General features: G+C 71.4%; 16 protein-coding genes. 12 read left to right on the top strand and 4 right to left on the bottom strand.

The genetic code is table 11. From position 1 onward, the window contains the following. Positions 1-86 precede the first annotated feature (86 nt). From FV227_RS15750 to FV227_RS15730, 5 genes are all read left to right on the top strand, one after another. Positions 87-2849 (top strand): PAS domain-containing sensor histidine kinase, encoded by a 2763-nt coding sequence (locus FV227_RS15750; protein WP_147859418.1) that lies wholly within the window; start codon positions 87-89, stop codon positions 2847-2849. Between the two features lie 335 nt (positions 2850-3184). Beyond that, positions 3185-5134 (top strand): acetate--CoA ligase, encoded by a 1950-nt coding sequence (acs, locus tag FV227_RS15745; RefSeq protein ID WP_147859417.1) that lies wholly within the window; start codon positions 3185-3187, stop codon positions 5132-5134. A 145-nt stretch (positions 5135-5279) separates the two neighbouring features. Further along, the gene (locus FV227_RS15740) at positions 5280-5654 is read left to right on the top strand and encodes a DUF485 domain-containing protein (RefSeq protein WP_147726407.1); all 375 of its coding nucleotides are present in this window, start codon (positions 5280-5282) and stop codon (positions 5652-5654) included. Continuing rightward, the gene (locus FV227_RS15735) at positions 5651-7330 is read left to right on the top strand and encodes a cation acetate symporter (protein WP_147726406.1); all 1680 of its coding nucleotides are present in this window, start codon (positions 5651-5653) and stop codon (positions 7328-7330) included. The genes FV227_RS15740 and FV227_RS15735 overlap by 4 nt, the downstream gene beginning before the upstream one ends. 338 nt (positions 7331-7668) lie before the next feature. Next, positions 7669-9333: an MFS transporter gene (locus FV227_RS15730; protein WP_246686498.1), complete on the top strand. Its 1665-nt coding sequence runs from the start codon at positions 7669-7671 to the stop codon at positions 9331-9333. 96 nt (positions 9334-9429) lie between these two features. On the opposite strand, the gene purH is transcribed toward FV227_RS15730, so the two are convergent. Together purH and FV227_RS15720 are read right to left on the bottom strand one after the other, a co-directional pair. Further along, a complete protein-coding gene (purH, locus tag FV227_RS15725; RefSeq protein WP_147726404.1) occupies positions 9430-11028 on the bottom strand; it encodes a bifunctional phosphoribosylaminoimidazolecarboxamide formyltransferase/IMP cyclohydrolase in 1599 nt (532 codons plus the stop codon). Between the two features lie 72 nt (positions 11029-11100). Beyond that, positions 11101-12846 (bottom strand): heparinase II/III family protein, encoded by a 1746-nt coding sequence (locus tag FV227_RS15720; RefSeq protein ID WP_147859416.1) that lies wholly within the window; start codon positions 12844-12846, stop codon positions 11101-11103. 168 nt (positions 12847-13014) lie between these two features. Here FV227_RS15720 and FV227_RS15715 point away from each other — a divergent pair, with 168 nt between their 5' ends. Together FV227_RS15715 and FV227_RS15710 are read left to right on the top strand one after the other, a co-directional pair. Continuing rightward, positions 13015-13278: an amino acid transporter protein gene (locus tag FV227_RS15715; RefSeq protein WP_147726410.1), complete on the top strand. Its 264-nt coding sequence runs from the start codon at positions 13015-13017 to the stop codon at positions 13276-13278. A gap of 295 nt (positions 13279-13573) precedes the next feature. Beyond that, positions 13574-13801, top strand: coding sequence for a hypothetical protein (locus tag FV227_RS15710; protein ID WP_147726402.1), 228 nt, complete (start codon positions 13574-13576; stop codon positions 13799-13801). A 3-nt stretch (positions 13802-13804) separates the two neighbouring features. Here the strand turns inward: FV227_RS15710 and FV227_RS15705 are convergent, their stop codons facing one another. After that, the gene (locus FV227_RS15705) at positions 13805-14749 is read right to left on the bottom strand and encodes a metal ABC transporter substrate-binding protein (protein ID WP_147726401.1); all 945 of its coding nucleotides are present in this window, start codon (positions 14747-14749) and stop codon (positions 13805-13807) included. 196 nt (positions 14750-14945) lie between these two features. Here FV227_RS15705 and FV227_RS15700 point away from each other — a divergent pair, with 196 nt between their 5' ends. The 3 genes from FV227_RS15700 (at position 14946) to FV227_RS15690 (ending at position 18433) form a co-directional block, all read left to right on the top strand. Then, a complete protein-coding gene (locus tag FV227_RS15700) occupies positions 14946-15464 on the top strand; it encodes a Spy/CpxP family protein refolding chaperone (protein ID WP_147859415.1) in 519 nt (172 codons plus the stop codon). Between the two features lie 107 nt (positions 15465-15571). Then, on the top strand, positions 15572-17341 hold the full coding sequence (locus tag FV227_RS15695) for an ABC transporter transmembrane domain-containing protein (protein ID WP_147859414.1): 1770 nt from the start codon (positions 15572-15574) through the stop codon (positions 17339-17341). Positions 17342-17392: 51 nt separating this feature from the next. Next, a complete protein-coding gene (locus FV227_RS15690) occupies positions 17393-18433 on the top strand; it encodes an aldose epimerase family protein (RefSeq protein WP_147859413.1) in 1041 nt (346 codons plus the stop codon). Here FV227_RS15690 and speB read toward each other — a convergent pair. Next, on the bottom strand, positions 18412-19380 hold the full coding sequence (speB, locus tag FV227_RS15685) for an agmatinase (protein WP_147728874.1): 969 nt from the start codon (positions 19378-19380) through the stop codon (positions 18412-18414). The two genes, FV227_RS15690 and speB, sit on opposite strands and share 22 nt — an antisense overlap. A 292-nt stretch (positions 19381-19672) precedes the next feature. Between speB and rpsT the strand changes: the two genes are divergently transcribed. Both rpsT and FV227_RS15675 read left to right on the top strand, forming a co-directional pair. Beyond that, on the top strand, positions 19673-19945 hold the full coding sequence (rpsT, locus tag FV227_RS15680; protein WP_147728871.1) for a 30S ribosomal protein S20: 273 nt from the start codon (positions 19673-19675) through the stop codon (positions 19943-19945). Between the two features lie 923 nt (positions 19946-20868). Then, a partial coding sequence (locus FV227_RS15675; protein WP_281407457.1) for a DnaA N-terminal domain-containing protein occupies positions 20869-21213 on the top strand: 345 nt, incomplete at its 3' end.

Here is a 21213-nt window from a genome sequence, read left to right as displayed (position 1 = left end):
CCTTCGGCGCTCCGCCTACAATAAGCACGGTACAATCATATTTCCGTAACCGAACGGGCCGGGACGCGGCCGATGGGGACACTTCGTTGAACGTTGGCGACAGCACGCGTGCAGGTCTCACGGCCGCTCTGGAGGCCTGGGCGGGCGATCCCATCCTCGCCGCGACGCTGGCTGATTCGGCGCGGGCCTACCTCGTCCTCGACGGGGCCGCGACGGCGATCCTGCACGCCTCCGCCGCAGCCGGCCCGTTCCGCGACGCGGTCTCGGACGAAGCCGGGACGCTGAACCCGGCCCTCGCCGGCCAGATCCGTGCCGTCGGCGGCACCGCGCGGCCGCGGCTGGTGCGCCTGCGCCTCGATCCGCGGCGGATCGCGCCGCCGACCGCCTGCCTGATCGCCGGCGGCACGATCGACGGCGCCCCCGCCCTGCTCCTGATCGCGGTCGGACCCCTCCCCGCCTTCCGCCCGCGCCCGGTTCCGCCCGCGACCACGGATCGGCCGGACGATCACGTCATGCCGGCCGCTCCGGTCGCGGCCGCGGCGCCGATCGCGCTCGATCCGGGCGACGCGGTCGTGCCCATGGCCGGCGATCGCTTCGTCTGGCGGAGCGATGCAGCAGACCGCCTCGCGACGATCTCCGGGGCATCGTTCGGGCCGCTCGCGCCGCGCCTCGTCGGGCACAGCTGGGCCGACCTCGCCGGGGCCGGCCGCTTGCGCGATGCAGACGCGTTCCTCGCCGCGGTCGGATCCCGGCGCACGTTTCGGGCGCTGCCGGCCGTGCTGGACGCCGGCCCGATCGGTGCGCTCGCCCTCGACCTGTCCGGCGCCTGCCTCGGCCGCAGCGGCGACACGTTCTCGGGATTGGGCGGGTACGGCGTGGTGCGCGCGGTGATTGCACCGTCGGCAGCTTTGGAACCCCCGACCGATGCGGCGCAAGCCGGTCCGGATCCGGTCGTCCCCGTTCCCGATCCCCAGCTGCCCGACACCGTCTCCCCGCCCGACGCGGAGGCGGGCGGCCCGGGCTCCGAGGGAGCCGATCGCACGCTGCCCGACATCCGCAAGGCCGCGTGGCCGCCGGCGACGATCACCGCCGCCCGCTTCGGCAGCCCTTGGGCCGGCGATCCATTTGCGCGCGATCCCTGGTCCGGTGCCCGCGGCCCGGCGCCGGTGCCAGATATCGACGCCGCCCCTGCGCCGATCGCGGTCCTGCCGGACCCCGAGCCGGCGCCCGTCGAGCAGAGCCCGCCCAGCGAAAGCCCGGTCGCGGTGCAGGAGGGCGCCGACGCCGCCCTGTCGGTGACCGAGCACGCGGCCTTCCGCGAGATCGCCCGCGCGCTCGGCGCCCGCTACGCCGGCGACGACGAGATCCGGGACCCGGCCGACGCCGCGGACGCGCGCGGCGCGAGCGGAGCGGTGATGCCGTTCCCGACGCTCAGGGCCGTGGAGCCCGAGACGCCGGTGCAGCCGGACGGCGTCGCTCCGCCCCTGGACGACCTCCCCCTTTCGATGCTGATCCACCGCGGCGACGCGGTGCTGGCGGCCAACCGCCGCCTCCTCGATCTCACCGGATACGCCGACCTCGCGAGCCTTCAGGCCGCGGGCCTCCATCGCCTGTTCCCCGGGCTTGCCCCGGCCGACCGCGCCGCCGGTGCCGGCGCCTCCGCCGGCCCGCGCATCGTCGAGACCGCGCAGGGCGGCAGCCGTCCGGTCGCCATCGAGCGCGGGCCGACGACCTGGAGAGGAGAGCCGGCGACCTGCATGATCCTGCGCGTGGTCGACGAGGCCGATCCGGCCCGCGAGCGGGCGGCCGAACGCCTCGCCCAGTCGTTTCGCGACGGCCACGCCGCGGACGCGCGTGCGACCCTCGACGCCCTCGACGACGGCGTCGTCACCCTCGACCCGGCCTCCCGCATCGTCGCGATGAACCGGGCCGCCGCCGGCCTGTTCGGATGCGATCCCCGCGAGGTGGTCGGCACCGGCTTCGACACCCTGTTCGAGGCCGCGCAGCGCGACGCGGTGCGTGCCGGCATCGCGGGGCTCGGCACCGAGACGCGCATCGCCGCCGCCGGTGGCCGTCCGCTGACGCTGCGCGTGTCCGGCCGGGACGGGGCCCGCGTCGCCCTGCTGCGGCCTGCGCCCGACGATGCCGCGCGGGCGCGGCCGGACTTCGATCGCGCGGCCTTCCTTGATCGCCTCGATCGCGAGATCCGCACGCCGGTCGAGGGGATCGTCGGCCTCGCCGACGGCATCCTCGCGGAGCCGCACGGGCCGGTTGACGAACGCTACCGCACGACGCTGCGCGCGATCCGAGCGGCGGGCGACCACGTGCGCGGCCTCGTCTCCGACCTGATCGACATCGCCACCATCGAATCCGGCGGCCTCGCGCTGTCCGTCCGGCCGCTGCCCCTGAACGAGCTGGTCTCCGGCTGCGTCGAGCTACTGCAGCCCGAGGCGGCGCGCGGGCGCATCGTCCTGCGCACCAGCTTCTCGCCGGATCTCGCGCCCCTGGAGGCGGACGAGCCTTCCCTGCGGCAGGCTGCGCTGACGGTGATCGGCGAGGCGATCCGCGCGACCGCGGCCGGCGGCCAGGTGATCGTCTCGACGACGCCGGGCGAGCGCGGCGGCATCGCGCTGAAGGTGCGCGGCACCGGCCCGGGCGCACGCTCCGCCGAGCCCGAGGACGGCCACGACCCCCGCAGCGGCAGCGAGTCGCACGTCGGCGGGCTCGGATTGCCGCTGACCAAGGCCCTGGTCGAGGCCAATCAAGGTTCGCTGCGCATCTCGACCCGGGGCAACGACGGCACCCTGGTGGAGATTCTTCTCCCAGGAACGGAATTTCGGACGGGGTGAGTGGCACGCCGAGACAATCCCCGGCCTTTGTCAGAGGACCGGTTCGAAATTCGTCGTCACCGTTAGACTCTTCAAGCGGGGCCGTGCAGACCATCCCACCGAGGGACGACGGCGGGGCTTAGGGTCGGGCTCGAACGGGCCCCGACCTTGGGGCAGGAAAACCGGCTTGACAGCGCTCTCCGGGCGCCCCTAGCAGGAATTGTGTCGCCTCCGGCCGGATGCGGGTCGGGCGGGGGGCGGCGATTGGTGTTACGACGACGACGACGATAATCTTTGGAAGCCCCGGCTGCGCGGACAACTGCGATACGATCGGGCACCAATCAGGGAGACGCGAGATGGACGGGAAGGTCGTCGAGGTTCGGGACACATGGCGCGAGGGCGCCCATGTGGACGACGCCAAGTATCGCGAGATGTACGCCGCCTCGGTTGCCGACCCGAACGCGTTCTGGGGCGAGCACGGCAAGCGCATCGACTGGATGACGCCGTTCTCCAAGGTCAAGAACGCCAGCTTTGAGCCGGGCCAGGTCTCGATCAAGTGGTTCGAGGGCGGCAAGACCAACGTCGCCTACAATTGCGTCGATCGGCACCTCGAGACCCGCGGCGACCAGACCGCGATCATCTGGGAAGGCGACGACCCGAACGAGTCGAAGCACATCACCTACCGCGAGCTGCATGCGCAGGTCTGCCGGATGGCGAACGTGCTGCGCAACCGCGGGGTCGAGAAGGGTGATCGCGTCACGATCTACATGCCGATGATCCCCGAGGCCGCCTACGCCATGCTGGCCTGCGCGCGCCTCGGCGCCGTGCACTCCATCGTCTTCGGCGGCTTCTCGCCCGATTCGCTGGCCTCGCGCATCGAGGGCTGCGCCTCGAAGATCGTGATCACCGCGGACGAGGGCCTGCGCGGCGGGCGCAAGGTGCCGCTGAAGGCGAACGTCGACGCGGCGATCGCGCGCCTCGGCAAGGACGTCGTCGACCACGTCGTCGTGGTGCGCCGCACCGGCAGCGACGTGGCGATGGAGCCGGGCCGCGACGTGTACTACCACGAGGCCGCCGAGCAGGTGACCGACGAGTGCCCGGCCGAGGCCGTGGAGGCCGAGCACCCGCTCTTCATCCTCTATACCTCGGGCTCGACCGGCCAGCCCAAGGGCGTGGTCCACACCACCGGCGGCTACCTCGTCTACGCGTCGATGACGCACCAGTACGTCTTCGATTACCGCGAGGGCGAGGTGTACTGGTGCACCGCCGACGTCGGCTGGGTCACCGGCCACAGCTACATCGTCTACGGGCCGCTCGCCAACGGCGCGACGACGCTGATGTTCGAGGGCATTCCGACCTACCCGTCGAATTCCCGGTTCTGGGACGTGGTCGACAAGCACAAGGTCAACATCTTCTACACCGCCCCGACCGCGATCCGCTCGCTGATGGGCGGCGGCGAAGGGCCGGTGAAGAAGACCTCGCGGGCCAGCCTGCGCGTGCTCGGGTCGGTCGGCGAGCCGATCAACCCGGAGGCCTGGGACTGGTACTACAAGGTCGTCGGCGACTCGCGCTGCGCCATCGTCGACACCTGGTGGCAGACCGAGACCGGCGGCATCCTGATCACCCCGCTGCCCGGCGCGACCCGGCTGAAGCCCGGCTCGGCCACGCGCCCGTTCTTCGGCGTGCAGCCGGCGATGGTCGATGCCGAGGGCAAGGTTTTGGACGGGCCGTGCGAGGGCAACCTCTGCATCACCGAATCCTGGCCCGGCCAGATGCGCACCGTCTACGGCGACCACGAGCGCTTCGAGCAGACCTACTTCTCGACCTATCCGGGCAAGTACTTCACCGGCGACGGCGCCCGCCGCGACGCGGACGGCTATTACTGGATCACCGGCCGGGTCGACGACGTGATCAACGTCTCGGGTCACCGCATGGGCACCGCCGAGGTCGAGTCCTCGCTGGTCGCCCATGCGAAGGTCGCCGAGGCGGCGGTCGTCGGCTACCCGCACAACCTCAAGGGCCAGGGCATCTACGCCTACGTCACCCTCAACGAGGGCGAGGAGGGCGACGACGCGCTGCGCAAGGAGCTCGTCACCTGGGTCCGCAAGGACATCGGGCCGATCGCCTCGCCGGACCTGATCCAGTTCGCTCCCGGCCTGCCCAAGACCCGCTCGGGCAAGATCATGCGCCGCATCCTGCGCAAGATCGCGGAGGACGACTTCTCATCGCTCGGCGACACCTCGACGCTCGCCGAGCCCGCGGTGGTCGACGACCTGATCGAGAATCGACAGAACCGCGCCGTCTAGGGCCGGTCTGCGACGACGGGCGGGCCTCGACCCGCTCACCGAGGCGGATGCCCCAGGGCGTCCGCCTCCAACATGCAAAAAATGCAGTCACGTCGACCGGAAGGCGGGCCCGATCGCGGGTACCCCTTCATCGGAGGGAGCACACATGTCCATCACCACAAGCGGCCTCGACGGCCGCCCCGCCCCAGCGGTGCCGCGGCCCGGCAGCACCGCGTCCGGACCCGCCTACGACGAAGTCGCGAAGAGCCCGATCTTCCGCCAGCTCGTCCAGGAGCGCACGAGCTTCGGCTGGATCCTCACCGGCCTGATGCTGCTCGTCTATTTCGGCTTCATCGGCCTGATCGCCTTCGACAAGAGCCTGCTCGCGGTGAAGCTCGGCAGCGGCACCGCGTCGGTCGGCCTTCTCATGGGGGTCGTCGTGATCCTCTTCGCCTTCCTCCTCACCGGCCTCTACGTCATGCGCGCCAACACCCGCTACGACGCCCTGGCCGCCGAACTCAAGCGGAGCCTCGGACGATGATCCGCACCCTGTCATTCCTGGGAGCCGCCCTGCTGGCCGGCCCCGCGCTCGCGGCCGGCCCCGACATGGGCGCCGTGCAGCAGCAGGCGACGAACTGGCCGGCCATCGGCATGTTCCTGTTCTTCGTGCTGTTCACGCTGGGCATCACCTACAAGGCGGCCAAGGGCACCAAGTCCGCGGCCGACTTCTACGCCGCCGGCGGCGGCATCTCGGCCGGCACGAACTCGCTGGCGATCGCCGGCGACTACATGTCGGCGGCCTCGTTCCTCGGGATCTCCGGCCTCGTCTACACCTCGGGCTTCGATGGGCTGATCTACTCCACCGGCTTCCTCGTCGGCTGGCCGATCGTGCTGTTCCTGATCGCCGAGCGCCTGCGCAACCTCGGCAAGTTCACCTTCGCCGACGTGGCGAGCTTCCGCCTCGACCAGACCTCGATCCGCATCATCTCGGCGACCGGAACGCTGGTCGTGGTGGCGTTTTACCTGATCGCCCAGATGGTCGGCGCGGGGAAGCTGATCCAGCTGCTGTTCGGCCTGCCCTACCTCTACGCGGTGGTGATCGTCGGCGTGCTGATGATCGTCTACGTCGCCTTCGGCGGCATGAAGGCCACCACCTGGGTGCAGGTGATCAAGGCCTGCCTGCTGCTCGGCGGCGCCACCTTCATGGCCGGGGCCGTGCTGCTCAAGTACGGCTTCAACCCGGAGGCGCTGTTCGCCTCGGCCGTCGCCACGCATCCGAAGGGCGACGCGATCATGGCGCCCGGCGGCCTCGTGTCGAACCCGGTCGAGGCGATCTCGCTCGGCGTCGGCCTGATGTTCGGCACCGCCGGCCTGCCGCACATCCTGATGCGCTTCTTCACCGTCTCGGACGCCCAGGCCGCCCGCAAGTCGGTGTTCTACGCCACCGGCCTGATCGGCTACTTCTACATCCTCACCTTCATCATCGGCTTCGGCGGCATCGCCCTGCTGATGTCGGATCCGTCCTACTTCAAGCTCGGGCCGGCCGGCGCGTTCGACAAGCTGAAGGACATGCTCGGCGGGACCAACATGGTCGCCGTCAACCTCGCCAACGCGGTCGGCGGGCCGTACTTCCTCGGCTTCATCTCGGCGGTGGCGTTCGCGACCATCCTCGCGGTCGTCGCCGGGTTGACGCTGGCCGGTGCGTCCGCCGTCAGCCACGACCTCTACGCCCAGGTGATCGCACGCGGGCGCACCACCGAGAAGCACGAGGTCAACCTCTCGAAGATCGCGGCGGTGGTGATCGGCATCGTGGCGATCTACCTCGGCTACGTGTTCGAGAACCAGAACGTGGCGTTCATGGTCGGCCTCGCCTTCTCGGTCGCGGCGAGCTGCAACTTCCCGGTCCTGGCCATGTCGATCCTGTGGCGCGGCACCACGACCTGGGGCGCGTTGCTCGGTGGCCTCGTCGGGCTGATCTCGGCGGTGACGATGGTGGTGCTCTCGAAGGCCGTGTGGGTCGCGACGCTCGGCCACGCGGCGGCGATCTTCCCCTACGACAACCCGGCGCTGTTCTCGATGCCGCTGGCGTTCGCGACGATCTGGATCGTCTCGACGCTCGACAAGTCGCGGCGGGCCGAGCGCGAGCGCGCCGCCTTCGAAGCGCAGTTCGTGCGCTCGGAGACCGGCATCGGTGCGGAGGGCGCCCACGCGCACTGACGCCCGCCACACCGGCGACGCCTTTCGAGGGGGCGCGGCATCCGCCGCGCCCCTTCTTCGTCGCGGCACGGCTCCGCGACAGGCCTGCTTCGCGCACGAGCCGAAGCAAACCTGTTACAACGTCTGCATTCCTTCCGTTCCGCCCGTCCGACCTGTTGGCAGAATCGAGGCCTCGGGTAACAATCGCGTGTTCGGTTCTTGCCGAACGGCCGGACGACGCGAGCGCGTCGTCCCAAGCCCGGTTCCGCGAAAGGAGCACCGGGACACGACGGATCGGGAGGAATTTCAAGATGGTTGCTGCAACCGCAGTCCCACGGCCGGGAGACGCGGCACGGCCGATGACCTCGGCCGAGAAGCGCGTGATCTTCGCGTCGTCCCTCGGCACCGTGTTCGAGTGGTACGACTTCTACCTCTACGGCTCGCTCGCCGCGATCATCGGGGCGCAGTTCTTCTCGGCCTACCCGCCGGCCACGCGCGACATCTTCGCGTTGCTCGCCTTCGCCGCCGGCTTCATCGTCCGCCCGTTCGGCGCCCTGGTGTTCGGCCGCGTCGGCGACCTCGTCGGCCGCAAGTACACCTTCCTCGTCACCATCCTGATCATGGGCCTGTCGACCTTCATCGTCGGCATCCTGCCCAACGCCGAGACCATCGGCATCGCGGCGCCGATCATCCTGATCGTGCTGCGCCTCGCGCAGGGCCTCGCGCTCGGCGGCGAGTACGGCGGTGCCGCGACCTACGTCGCCGAACACGCCCCGAACGGACGGCGCGGCTTCTACACGAGCTGGATCCAGACCACCGCGACGCTCGGCCTGTTCCTGTCGCTGCTGGTGATCCTGGCGACCCGCTCGTTCACCGGCGAGGAGGCGTTCAAGGCTTGGGGCTGGCGCATCCCGTTCCTGGTCTCGGTGCTGCTGCTCGGCATCTCGGTCTGGATCCGCCTGCAGCTCTCCGAGTCGCCGGCCTTCAAGAAGATGAAGGAGGAAGGCACCACCTCCAAGGCGCCGCTGACGGAGGCCTTCGGCCAGTGGAAGAACGCCAGAATCGCGCTCATCGCCCTGTTCGGCCTCGTCGCGGGCCAGGGCGTGGTCTGGTACACGGGCCAGTTCTACGCGCTGTTCTTCCTGCAATCGATCCTGAAGGTGGACGGCTACACCGCGAACCTGCTGATCGCCTGGTCGCTCCTGCTCGGGACCGGCTTCTTCGTGTTCTTCGGATGGCTCTCGGACAAGATCGGCCGCAAGCCAATCATCCTGGCCGGCTGCGCGATCGCCGCCGCGAGCTTCTTTCCGCTGTTCCACGGGCTCACCTCGGTGGCGAACCCGGCGCTCGAGCGGGCGATTGACCAGGTGAAGGTCACGGTGGTGGCCGACCCAAAGGAGTGTGGGAACCTGTTCAACCCGGTGGGCACCCGCGTGTTCTCGGCGCCGTGCGACCTCGCCCGCGACTTCCTCTCGAAGTCGTCGGTGAAGTACGCCACCGAAGCCGGCCCCGCCGGCCAGCCGACCGTGGTCAAGGTCAACGACACCGCCGTGCCGTTCCCCGCCGGCAGCCCGGCCGCGGACTTCAACAAGGCCGCCACCGCGGCCCTGCAGGCGGCGGGCTACCCGAAGGCGAACGACGCCGGCATCGTGAAGATGTCGAATCCGTTCGACATCTTCCGGCCGCAGGTGGCGAGCGTGATCGGGCTGCTGTTCGTCCTCGTCCTGTTCGTGACGATGGTCTACGGGCCGATCGCGGCGATGCTGGTCGAGCTGTTCCCGACCCGGATCCGCTACACCTCGATGTCCCTGCCCTACCACATCGGCAACGGCTGGTTCGGCGGCCTGCTCCCGGCCACCGCCTTCGCGATGGTCGCCCAGACCGGCGATATCTATTACGGCCTCTGGTATCCGATCGTCATCGCCGTCGCGACGGTGATCATCGGCCTGTTCCTGGTGCCCGAGACCAAGGACCGCGACATCTACGCCGACGCCGACGCGGACGCCCCGGCCCCGCGCCGCTGAGCGACGAGATCGTCACCACGCACGGATCGGCACGACAACGAGAAGGCCCCGCCGGTCGGCGGGGCCTTCTCTTTTTCGGGGGGGCTGCGACGCCGCTCAGTGCCGGAAGTGGCGCACCCCCGTGAACACCATCGCCAGCCCGGCCGCGTCGGCGGCGCGGATCACGTCGTCGTCCCGCATCGAGCCGCCGGGCTGGATCACGGCGGTGGCGCCGGCCTCGGCCGCCGCCATCAGACCGTCGGCGAAGGGGAAGAACGCGTCGGAGGCCACCACCGCGCCGACCGCGAGGCTGTCCGGGAGGCCGAGGCGCTGGGCACCCTCGGCGGCCTTCCAGGCGGCGATCCGTGAAGAATCGACCCGCGACATCTGCCCGGCGCCGATGCCGACGGTGGCCCCGGCCTTGGCGTAGACGATGGCGTTCGACTTCACGTGCTTGGCGACCCGGTAGGCGAAGCGCAGGTCGGCGAGCTCGGCTTCCGTCGGCGCCCGCCGCGTGACCACATTCAGCGCCATGTCGTCGACGACCATGGCGTCGCGGCCCTGCACCAGCAGGCCTCCGGCGAGCGTGCGCACGGTCTCGCCCGCGGCCCGCGGGTCGGGCAGGCCGCCGGCGAGCAGCAGGCGCAGGTTCTTCTTGGCGGCGACGATCGCGATCGCCTCCTCCGACGCCTCGGGAGCGATGATGACCTCGGTGAAGATCTTGACGATCTCGCGGGCGGCATCCGCGTCGAGGGGCCTGTTGAGGGCGACGATGCCGCCGAAGGCCGAGGTCGGGTCGCAGGCGAGCGCACGGGCATAGGCCTTGGTCAGGCTCGCGCCCTCGGCGACGCCGCAGGGATTGGCGTGCTTGATGATCGCCACCGCCGCCGCGCGGGCCGGATCGAACTCGGCGACGCACTCGTAGGCCGCGTCGGTGTCGTTGAGGTTGTTGTAGGACAGGTCCTTGCCCTGCACCTGCCGTGCAGTGGCGATCCCGGCCCGCGCGATCCCCGGCGCGCGGTAGAAGGCGGCCGCCTGGTGCGGGTTCTCGCCGTAGCGCAGGCCCTGCGCGAGCTGGCCGCCGAAGCTGCGGAACGGTGCCGTGCCGGCGGCCTCCACGTGGGCGGACATCCAGTTGGCGATCGCCGCATCGTAGGCCGCGGTGCGGGCATAGGCCTTCTGGGCGAGCTGCCGGCAGAAGGGCCGGGTGAGCGTGCCGCCGCCCTGCGCCAGCGCCTCCAGAACCGCGCCGTAGTCGGAGACGTCCGTCACCACCGCGACGTCGGCATGGTTCTTGGCCGCCGCGCGGATCATCGCCGGCCCGCCGATGTCGATGTTCTCGACGCAGTCGTCGTAGTCGCGTCCGGCCGCGATCGTCGCCTCGAACGGGTAGAGGTTGACCACCAGCAGGTCGATCGCGCCGATGCCGTGGGCGGCGAGCGCGGCCTGGTGCTCGGGGTTGTCGCGGATGGCGAGCAACCCGCCATGCACCGCCGGATGAAGCGTCTTCACCCGGCCGTCCATCATCTCGGGGAAGCCGGTGAGCTCGGCGACCTCGGTGACCGGCATTCCGGCCTCGGTCAGCGCCTTGTGGGTTCCGCCGGTGGAGACCAGGGCGATGCCGCGCGCGCTCAGGGCGCGGGCGAAGTCGACGAGCCCCGCCTTGTCGGAGACGGAAAGGAGCGCGCGGGCAACCCGCACCTGATCATGCGACATCGTGGGTCTTGTCGTTTCGAGGGTGTTCCGGGCGCGGTAGCACGAATGGCCGCCGCCGGGCCAGAAGGCCGGTCAGGCCGCCGCGCTCGGCGTGCGTCCGGGGGCCGAGGCGAGGCGCTGGAACGTCCAGTCGACGCGCACGTCGTCGTGGACGGCCACGTGCAGCACGATCTGGTCGGTGCGGCGCGCGCCGGTGAGGCCGGCGAAGTAGACGCTCTCCTCCAGCCGGATCTCGGCGCCGGTGGCGTGGAAGGTCCAGACCTCGCCGAGCGGCGAGGACAGCTCGAGCCCGTCCTCCTGAAGACGCACCGCGATCGCCGGGTGCAGGTGGAAGCGGATCGCCACGTCCTGCGTCCGCGGCCGGCCCTTCGTAGCGGACGAGCGCAGGAACGCGTCCTGCCCGTCGAGCCGCCCCTCGGCGCCGGCGAGCTGCCAGCGTCGCTCGTGGACGATGCCGTGGTCGCGGGCGTAGCCGTCGTGCCGGGCGGCGAGCACGGTGGAGGCGCCCTCGTCGCTGCGCTCGGCCTTCACCGCCGCCGGCCCGCGCAAAACCACGGGGCCGACGCGGCGTTCGAGCCACCGCGCCGCGACGCGCTCGCCCCACCACCCGCCGGACCCGAGGAAGCGGCAGGACGATGCGTCGGCGACGCAAGCGGTGGAGTGGGCGGCCGTGGTGCGGGCGAGCCGGCGCAGCTCCGGGCCGCTTGCGGGCAGGCCGCAATTGATCACGATCCGCTGCGGCCCGCTCGACATCTCGAACGACAGGCAGCCGGCCCCGGCATTAAGCGAGTACGGCAGCGGCGGCGGGGCGCCGACATCGGCGATGACGACGATGCGGCCGCCTTCCAGCCGCTCGTAGCCGGAATTCGGCGCGTGCATCATCGGCTGCGCCAGGGCGCCGTCGTAGATCAGCAGCGTCGCGAGGTGGTCGGCGGCCGTCGCGCCCATGCCGTTGAAATGGCTCAGCGAGGCGTCGGCGTGGCGCAGCAGGCGCAGCAGCGGCAGCATCCGGTCGATGGCGCGCAGCAGGGCCTCGGGCGGCTCGACGCTGCGGCTGAGATAGCTCTGGCGCAGGGGCAGCAGGTCGAGGAGCAGCTCCATCGCGAAGCGCGGATCGCGCGAGCGGTGGCCGCCGTCCGGCATGATCTGGCGGTCGAGCTCGCGCGACAGCACGCGGGTGGCGCGCCGCAGGATCGGCTGGATGCCCTCGCAGCACAGCCCGGCGAAGCAGAGCGCGACGGCCGCGTTCAGCCGCCATTGCGGCGGCACCCCGCGCCGCAGGTCGCGCTCGAGCTGCTGCGCCCCGCGGGCCAGCGCCCTGAGGAAGGTCTGGTAGAAGTTGTGGTCGGCCCCTTCCAGCACCAGCGGCGACTGGCTCAGGAACGAGATCAGACGGCGGGCGGCCACCGGCGTCTGGCGCGCCAGCGTCGGGTCGCCGCGCCCGGCCACGAAATCGGCCACGAAGGCGCGGGCGTTGGCGCGGGCGAGCGCGGTGTCGGCGGCGCGCAGGTGCCTGAGCCAGCCGAAGCCGTAGAGCACGTCGGCCCATTCCGGCGAGGGCGGCGTGTAGTCGAACGGCGAGCTGCCGCTCACCGCGAGCGAGCGCCCGGCGAAGACGAAGAGCCCGGCATAGATGTCGTCGGCGAAGGTGGCGTCGGAGGTGCGCAGGTCGTGCGGCGCGATCACGAGGCCGGTGACGCGGACGCGGGCGAGGATGTCCGGCGGCGCGGTGAAGCGGGCCGAGGCGGCGCGTGCGGTCCGGGCGACCTCGCGTCCGACCAGCCGATACAAGCGCCAGCGATCAGCCCCCCAACGCACGCGGTTCCCCTGAAGGCCGGTGCGCGGAGATCGGCGCCGGTCACTCTCACGATCAAGCTAGAGCGGGCGTCTTAACCATCGGTTTACGATCTGTCATTGCTGGAGGTGACGGGTGCCGCGGCGTCGGCCGACCGTTTCCCCGTGCCGGGTCGCCCGGCATGCTGCCTGATGGTCTCTGAATCCAAGGCTCCGCAAGACGCGGGCGATCGTGCCAAGCTCGTCGCCAACGAGAGCGCCAAGCTCACCGCGACCTACGTGAACGGCGTCGCCATCGCGATCCTGGCCGTGGGCGGCCTTGCCCCTGTCTTCTCCGGGCGGCTCGCCGGCATCGACTTCGGAGCTGCGCTCCTGGGCGCCAACCTTCTTCTTTGCGCGATGACGAGTGCGGCCCTACATTGGCTCGGACGCAGAATTCTCAGGACCCTCCGATGAGCGATCCGCACGTTCTGTTGATGTTCGCCTTTCCGATTTGCGGATTGATGCTCGGCCTCTGGGCGTTTTGGCTGACGCGGCGAGCGCACGACTAGACTGCACGACGAGACGGGTCGCGGGACGACGCGGCTTGGCGCCGGCCGCCGTTCCTGTGGAAACCGATGAAAGCGGGGACGATCGGGCCGATTCGACGGTTCGTTGCCGGCAAAGCCTTGAACGCCCTAAGCCGTTTACCCGCCGAGCTTTTTTCCGATGTATCGAAGAAGCATCCAGCACCTGCCGGGGGGCAGCGTCGATGCGGTTCGATATCACCGAGGATCCGAGCGGCCTTTGGCTGTGGACGCTGGTCGACGACCGCAACGGACCGGTGGTGTGCTCGCCCGTCCGGTTCCGGACCCAGGTCCAGGCCTATGCCGACGTCGCCGCCTTCAAGGCGATGGTGTCGGGCGCCGGCGTGCTGGTCGGGCGCGGCCCGAAGCGCCGCAACTCCGGTGACGGCGGCGGTCAGCTCGGCCTGCTCTGAGCGTCACGACGGCCCCAGCGCCGCGCCGAACGCGCGCAGGTTGCTCCGCATCATGTCGAGATAGGTCGATGCCGGGCCGGCCGCCCCGGACAGCGCGTCGGAATAGACCTTGTCGCCGATCCGCGCGCCGCTCTCGCGCGAGACCTGCTGCATCAGGCGCGGGTCGGCGATGGTCTCGATGAACACCGCCGGCACCTTGTCCTGGCGGACCTGCCGGATGATCCGGGCGACGTCCTGCGGGCTCGCCTCGCTGTCGGTCGAGACCCCCTGCGGCGCCAGGAAGGTCAGGCCGTAGGCGGCGCTGAAGTAGCCGAAGGCGTCGTGCGTGGTGATGACCTTGCGGTGCTCGGGGGGAATCCTGGCGAGCGTCGCGCGGATCTCGGCGTCGACCGCGTCGAGCCGGGCCAGATACGCCTCGGCGTTGCGGGCGTAGTCGGCGGCATGGCCTGGATCGACCCTCGCGAGGCCATCGCGGATGTTGGCGACGTAGACCTTGGCGTTCGGGATGCTCTGCCAGGCATGCGGGTCGGGGCTCGACGCCGGGTCGTGGCCGCCCGCGCCGCCCTGGTGATGGTCGTGCCGGCCGGGAATCGTCGCGACCCCGGCCGAGGCGACGACGACGGGCGCATTCGAGCCGGAGGCGCGGATCAGCCGGTCGAGCCAGCCCTCGAAGCCCAGGCCGTTGACGAACACGATGTCGGCGGCGGCCAGCGTCCGCGAATCGCCGGGCGCCGGGCTGTAGCCGTGGGCATCCGCATCGGGCCCGACGAGGGTGGTCACCGCGACGGCGTCGCCGCCGACCTGCCGCACGAGGTCGCCGAGGATCGAGAAGGTCGCCACCGCCCGCACGCGGTCCGCCGCGAAGGCCGGAAGCGATGCGGCGTGCAGGCACAGCGCCAGGGCCGTCGCTCGGAGGAGGCCGAGTCGCGTCGTGGTCCGGGTCGCCATCGTCGAGCACTCCTCGCAGCCGTCCGGCGTGCTGATAGTGTAATAGTGTTACATCGCCAAGCCGCGCGCGGCGACATACCGCCGAAACACGGATGCGGTGTGATCGGTGCGGCAGCGGGCCAACCGGTCGGCTCGGCCGCGCTGCGGATCCGGCGGCACCCGATCCGGGCTCGCCGCGGAAGGAAGGGAGACCGAGATGGTCGGACGTGTGATCAAGGGTGCCCTCGTCGCCGGCCTCGCCGGCCTTGCCCTGGCCGGCGCGGTCGCGGCGCGCGACGGCGAGGACGGCCCGCCCCGCCGCTGGGGCGGCCATTGGAGCCGGCTCTCCCCCGAGGATCGCGCGGCCTTCGCCGACGCCCGCATCGCGGCGCTCCATGCGGGCCTGCGCCTCAACGCCGACCAGGAGAAGCTGTGGCCGCCGGTCGAGACGGCGATGCGCGACCTCGCCCGCCAGCGCCGCGAGCGCATGGCCGCGATGCGCGATCGCAAGCGCATGGACGAGGACGCGCCGGCGGCGTTGCGCGCCATGGCGGATGCCGCCACCGCCCGCGGCGCGGCTTTGGGCAAGCTCGCCGACGCCTCGGGGCCGCTCTACGCCACCCTCGACCCCGACCAGAAGCGCCGGGCGATGATCCTGGCCGGGCCGATGGGCGGGCATCGGCACCGCCACGGCGGCCGTGGCGAGGACGAGCAAGGCCCCCGCGACGGGCGCTGACGCAGGCGGCGCTTGATCCGCGGCGGCCGGGGCGGCACACCCGCGCCACCGCCGCCTCGGGCGACGGTGGGCCGGCGCCCTTCGCCCGGACGATCTCGGAACCCGCGATGGCGCGCCTGAAGGGCGACACGATCCCCCTGCTCCGCCGGCTCTGGCGCGAGTGGCTGTCGCCGCACCGGGGCACGCTGGCCGTGGTGCTGGTGCTCATCGCCCTGGTCGGCGCCTCGACCGGCCTGTACCCGGCGCTGATCAAGGGCGCTTTCGACGCCTTCGACCGCAAGGATGCCGGCGCGCTGGCCTACGGCCCGCTGATCGTCATCGTCGTCACCTCGGTGCGCGGTTTCGCGCTGTTCGGCCAGACGGTGCTGACCAACCGTGTCGTGACCCGGGTCGAGGCCGACATGCAGGCCGCGCTCTACGGGCACCTGATCGACGCCGACCTGGCGCAGCTCGGGCGCGAGAGCCCGGCCGCCTTCACACAGCGCTTCACCACCGACTTCGCCTTCATCAAGGAGGCGCTGACCCGGATCTCGACCGTGCTGCTGCGCGACGTCGCCATGCTCGTCGGCCTCGTCGCGGCGCTGATCTGGATGGATCCGGTGCTGACGCTGGTGGCCGCGGTCACCGTGCCCTTCGTCGCCGGGCCGATCGGGCGGATCGGCAAGAAGCTCAGGCGCGTCTCCACCACCACCCAGGAGCAGATGGGTGCCACCGCCAGCCTGATTTCCGAGAGCCTCCAGGGGGTGCGCATCGCAAAAACCTACGCGATGGAGGGCTACCTCAAGGGCCGCGCGGCCGACGCGCTCGACTCGGTCCGGCGCCTGAAGATGAAGGCCGCCAACGCCCGCGGGCGCCTCGACCCGCTGCTCGAGGTCGGCGGCGGGTTCGCCGTGGCGGCGGTGCTGATGCTGGTCGGCCAGCGGGTGATGGCGGGCGAGCGCACGGTGGGCGACTTCACCGGCTACGTCGCCGCGCTCCTGCTCGCCGCCCAGCCGGCCCGCGCGCTCGGCACCCTCAACGCGATCCTGCAGGAGGCGGCCGCCGCGCTGACCCGCTACTTCGCGCTGATGGACGAGGCGCCGACGATCCGGGAGGCGCCCGCCGCCGTCGCGCTGAGGCGGGGACCGGGCGAGATCGCCTACCGGAACCTGCACTTCCGCTACCGGCCGGACGCGCCGGCGCTGGAGGGCATCGACCTCGTCGTGCCGGCCGGCTCGACCACGGCGCTGGTCGGCCGCTCGGGCTCGGGCAAGTCCTCGCTGCTGAACCTCGTGCCCCGCCTCTACGACGCCACCGCCGGAACGGTGGCCATCGACGGGCAGGACGTGCGCGGGGTGACGCTGGCGTCGCTGCGCGCGGCCGTCGCGGTGGTGTCGCAGGAGGTGGTGCTGTTCGACGACACCATCGCCGCCAATATCGGCTTCGGCCGGCCCGGCGCCACGATGCCCGAAATCGTCGCCGCCGCGGAGGCCGCCGCCGCCCACGGCTTCGTCGCGCGGCTGCCCGAGGGCTACGACTTCCGCGTCGGGCCCGCCGGCGGGCGGCTCTCGGGCGGCGAGCGCCAGCGCATCTCGCTCGCCCGCGCCTTCCTCAAGGACGCGCCGATCCTGCTCCTCGACGAGGCGACCTCGGCCCTCGACTCGGAATCCGAGCGCCTGGTGCAGGACGCGCTGACCCGGCTGATGAAGGGCCGCACCACCCTGGTCATCGCCCACCGGCTCTCGACCGTGCGCGAGGCCGACCTGATCGTGGTGATGGAGGCCGGCCGCGTCGTCGAGACCGGGCGGCACGAAGCCCTGATCGCCCAGGGCGGCGCCTATGCCCGCCTGCACCGGATGCAGCTTTCGGACGACCCGGCACCGGCGCCGGTGTCGTGAGCCGAATCGGGTCTCGCGCGTAATCCCCGCGTCACGGGACGGGAACGGGCGATGACGGGCGAGACCTTCGGACGGACGGCGGACGGGGAGACGGTGACGCGCTTCACCCTGGTGCGCGGGCCGCTGCGCGTGCAGGTGCTCGATTACGGCGGGATCGTCACCGCGATCGAGACGCCGGATCGCGGGGGGCGCGTCGGCAGCGTCGTGCTCGGCCTCGATACGGTGGCGGGCTACGAGACCAAAAGCCCGCATTTCGGCGGCCTGATCGGGCGCTTCGCCAACCGCATCGCCAAGGGGCGCTTCACGGTCGACGGCCACGCCTACGCCCTGCCGATCAACGAGCCGCCGAACGCGATGCATGGCGGGCCGCGCGGCTTCGACCGGCGGATGTGGCGCGTCGAGTCGGTCGATGACGCGCACCTGACGCTCGCGCGCCGCTCGCCCGACGGCGAGGAGGGATTTCCGGGCAACCTCGACGTCGCGGTGACCTACGGCCTGCCCGAGGACGGGACGCTGCGGATCGACTACCGCGCGCATACCGATCGCCCGACCGTGCTCAACCTGACGAACCACGGCTACTTCAACCTGGCGGGCGAAGGCGCCGGCGACGTCATGGGTCACGTCGTCACGATCCCGGCCGACGCGGTGCTGGAGACCGACGCGACGCAGGTGCCCACCGGCACGCTGCGGCCGGTGGCCGGCACGGCGTTCGACTTCCGCACCGGCATGGCGCTCGGCCGGCGCATCCGCGACGGCAATCCGCAGCTCGCGTTCGCCAAGGGCTACGACCACTGCTTCGTCCTTCGCGATGCGGACGGACGGCTGCGGCCGGCGGCGACCTGCATCGAGCCGGGGAGCGGGCGCCGCCTCGACGTGGCGACGACGCTGCCGGGCCTGCAGCTCTACACCGGCAACAACCTCGACGGGACGCTGATCGGCCCGAGCGGCCGGATCTACCGCTCGGGCGACGCGGTCTGCTTCGAGACGCAGGCCTTCCCCGACGCCCCGAACCACCCCGGCTTCCCGCCGGCGGTGCTGCGGCCCGGCGAGCCTTTCGCGTCGGCGACGACCTACCGGCTCTCGCTCGCCTGATCGGCGTCCGCCCGCGCCGCCCGGCGTGCGGCGACCGCGTCGGCGAGCAGGCACAGGATCTCGAAGGCGAGCTGGCCGCCGGTGAGCGCGGTGAGCCCCGACGGGTCGAGGGGCGGCGCCACCTCCACGAGGTCGGCGCCGACGAGATCGAGGCCGCGCAGGCTGCGCAGCAGGGCCAGTGCCTCGCGGGTGGTCAGCCCGCCGATCTCCGGCGTGCCGGTGCCGGGCGCATAGGCCGGGTCGAGGCTGTCAATGTCGAAGCTGAGATAGGTCGGGCCGCGGCCGGCGATGGCGCGGGCCTCGGCCGCGACCTCCGGCATGCCGCGGCCGGCGGCCTCCTCCATGGTGATGACGCGGATGCCCCGGGCGCAGGCCCAGTCGCGCTCGTCCGCCGCATCCATGCTGCCGCGGATGCCGATCTGCACGCAGCGCCGCGGATCGAGCACGCCGTCCTCCACCGCGCGGCGGAACGGGGTTCCGTGGGTGAGCCGGGTGCCGCCGTACTGCGCGTCGTCGGTGTCGCTGTGGGCGTCGATGTGCACGAGGCCGAGCGGCCGGTCGCGCCCGAGCGCCCGGAGGATCGGATAGCTGATCAGGTGGTCGCCGCCGACGCCGAGCGGCACGATGCCGGCCGCTCTGAGTCCGCCCATGAACGCCTCGATCCGCCGGCAGGTCTCGCCGGCGTCGATCGGGTTCACCGGCACGTCGCCGAGGTCGGCGCAGGCCGCCAGCGCGTAGGGCGCGAGCCCGCTGGCATGGTTGATCGCCCGCGTGCCGGTCGAGGCCTCGCGCACGCCGCGCGGGCCGAGGCGGGTGCCCGGCCGGTTCGTGGTCGCCCCGTCGAACGGGATGCCGACGAGGCCAATCTCGACGCCCTCGGCGCCTCGCGGATCGCGGCAGGGCAGCCGCATGAAGCTCGCCACGCCGGCAAAGCGCGGCGTCTCCATGCCGGAGGCCGGACGGAACGCCGCGATGCGAGCCGCATCCGCCTCGCTCACCCTGTGCACCACGCTGGTCCCTCCCCGGATCGACCGGTATCATCCCGGGCCGGCCCGGCGCGATCAAGCCGGATGCGCCGATCCGCGTTGACGACGCGGCGTCCCGTGGCTATAGAGCCGGCTCTGCCGAGGGCCCGTGCGGTTGCACGCGTCGTCGGCTTCGCCATTCGCCACACCCAGCGCAGACCGATCCGAGGCTCCCCGAGCTCGAAGGTCCCCGCCCTTTGATACGAGGATGCCCATGGCCAACACCGTGTCGGCCAAGAAAATGACCCGCAAGATCGCCAAGCGCACGGCGATCAACCGCTCGCGCCGCTCCCGGATGCGTACCTTCGTCCGCAAGGTCGAGGAGGCCATCGCCGCGGGGGTGCAGTCCGACGCCCTCAGCGCGCTCCGCGCCGCCGAGCCGGAGATCATGCGGGCCGCCCAGAGCGGCATCGTTCATAAGAACAATGCCTCTCGCAAGGTTTCGCGCCTCGCCGCCCGCGTGAAGGCCCTGGCCGCCGCCGCCTGAGCGCGGCCGCCGTCGGCACCGCCCACGCGCCATCAGGTCCCGATACGAAAAAGCCCGGCCTTCGCGCCGGGCTTTTTCGTGTGCCCGAGCCATCGCGGCCATGTCCTCATTCTTCGGGACGGCGAGCGCGCTCGACGCGAGGCGCGTACCCTCCGCGATCGCCCTCCCCTGAGGCGGGCTGCTGCATCTTGCGCATGATGGCAGCCGGTGAGCCTTCGAAGGCCCGCACGGCCCCCTCCCCCGTCCGGGAGAGGGTCGGGGTCGGGGTGAGACCTGCCCGGAAGGACCTGTCCCCTCACCCTGTCCCCTCACCCTGCCCCCTTGACCCTGTCCCCCTGCCGAACGGGAGAGGGCACCGGCGCCGCGCCGGCACGACGCCGTCGTTCAGTCGCCGTCGCGGGGTCGAGCAACGCGGAGATCCGGGCGCCAGCCTGGGCGATGCGGACCGATCGTTGCCCGCGACACCGCCGTCGAGACGCGCTCCGGGAGCGCCTGAGGGCGCGGTCGATGTTCGCGCCTTGTCCGCGCTTGGCGCGTGACGAAGCGTTAACCCATTTTCAAAAATCCATTTCGTTGCGGAGTCTTCGGGGCGGGTGTAGCTTAACAAAACCTCACCACGCCCCAGCAAACCCACAGCATCTCCGCCACCAAGCCGAATCATGCGTCGAATCAAAGCCGTATCGTGCGTCGCTTCGACTCCGCTCGACTCGCCGAAGTGGCGGTCAAGGCTTTCCCCGCAAGTCCCACTGTTAAAACTACCGTAGGCAATTGTTGATAGGCTCTTCAAATCGACCAGTAGCGTCGTCGGACGGGTTGACTCCCTCCGATTTTTGCGCCCCGCCCGTGTTCACGGGGTGTTCCAGTGTGCGTGCGTACGCCCCGTCGGCGGGTCTCCCGTCCTCGGTGCGAGGAGAGTGTCAGTGATGCATGTCGACGAGAGCGTGTCGGGCGGCGGCGGAAGCGGCGGAGGAAACGGGTCCACGGAGGCCGCCGCAGCCTGGGGACGGGTGAAGCGCCGCCTGCGGGCCGAGCTCGGCGAGGACGTGTTCGCGAGCTGGTTCGCCCGCCTGGAGCTGGATTGCGTCGTCGGCGGCACCGCCCGCCTCACCGTGCCGACCCGGTTCCTGAAGAGCTGGATCGAGTCGCACTACCTCGACCGGGTGCTGAACACCTTTAAGGCCGAGGTCGAGGAGGTCGGCCGCATCGAGGTCGGCGTGCGCGGCACCACCGCCCCCGTCCGCCCGGTGGCGCCCGGCGCCCCGAAGCCC

The sequence above is a fragment of the Methylobacterium sp. WL119 genome, from assembly GCF_008039875.1.
Classification (GTDB): domain Bacteria; phylum Pseudomonadota; class Alphaproteobacteria; order Rhizobiales; family Beijerinckiaceae; genus Methylobacterium.
Note: the sequence above shows the minus strand (reverse complement) of the source record. Positions and strands in the feature narration are given on the sequence as shown.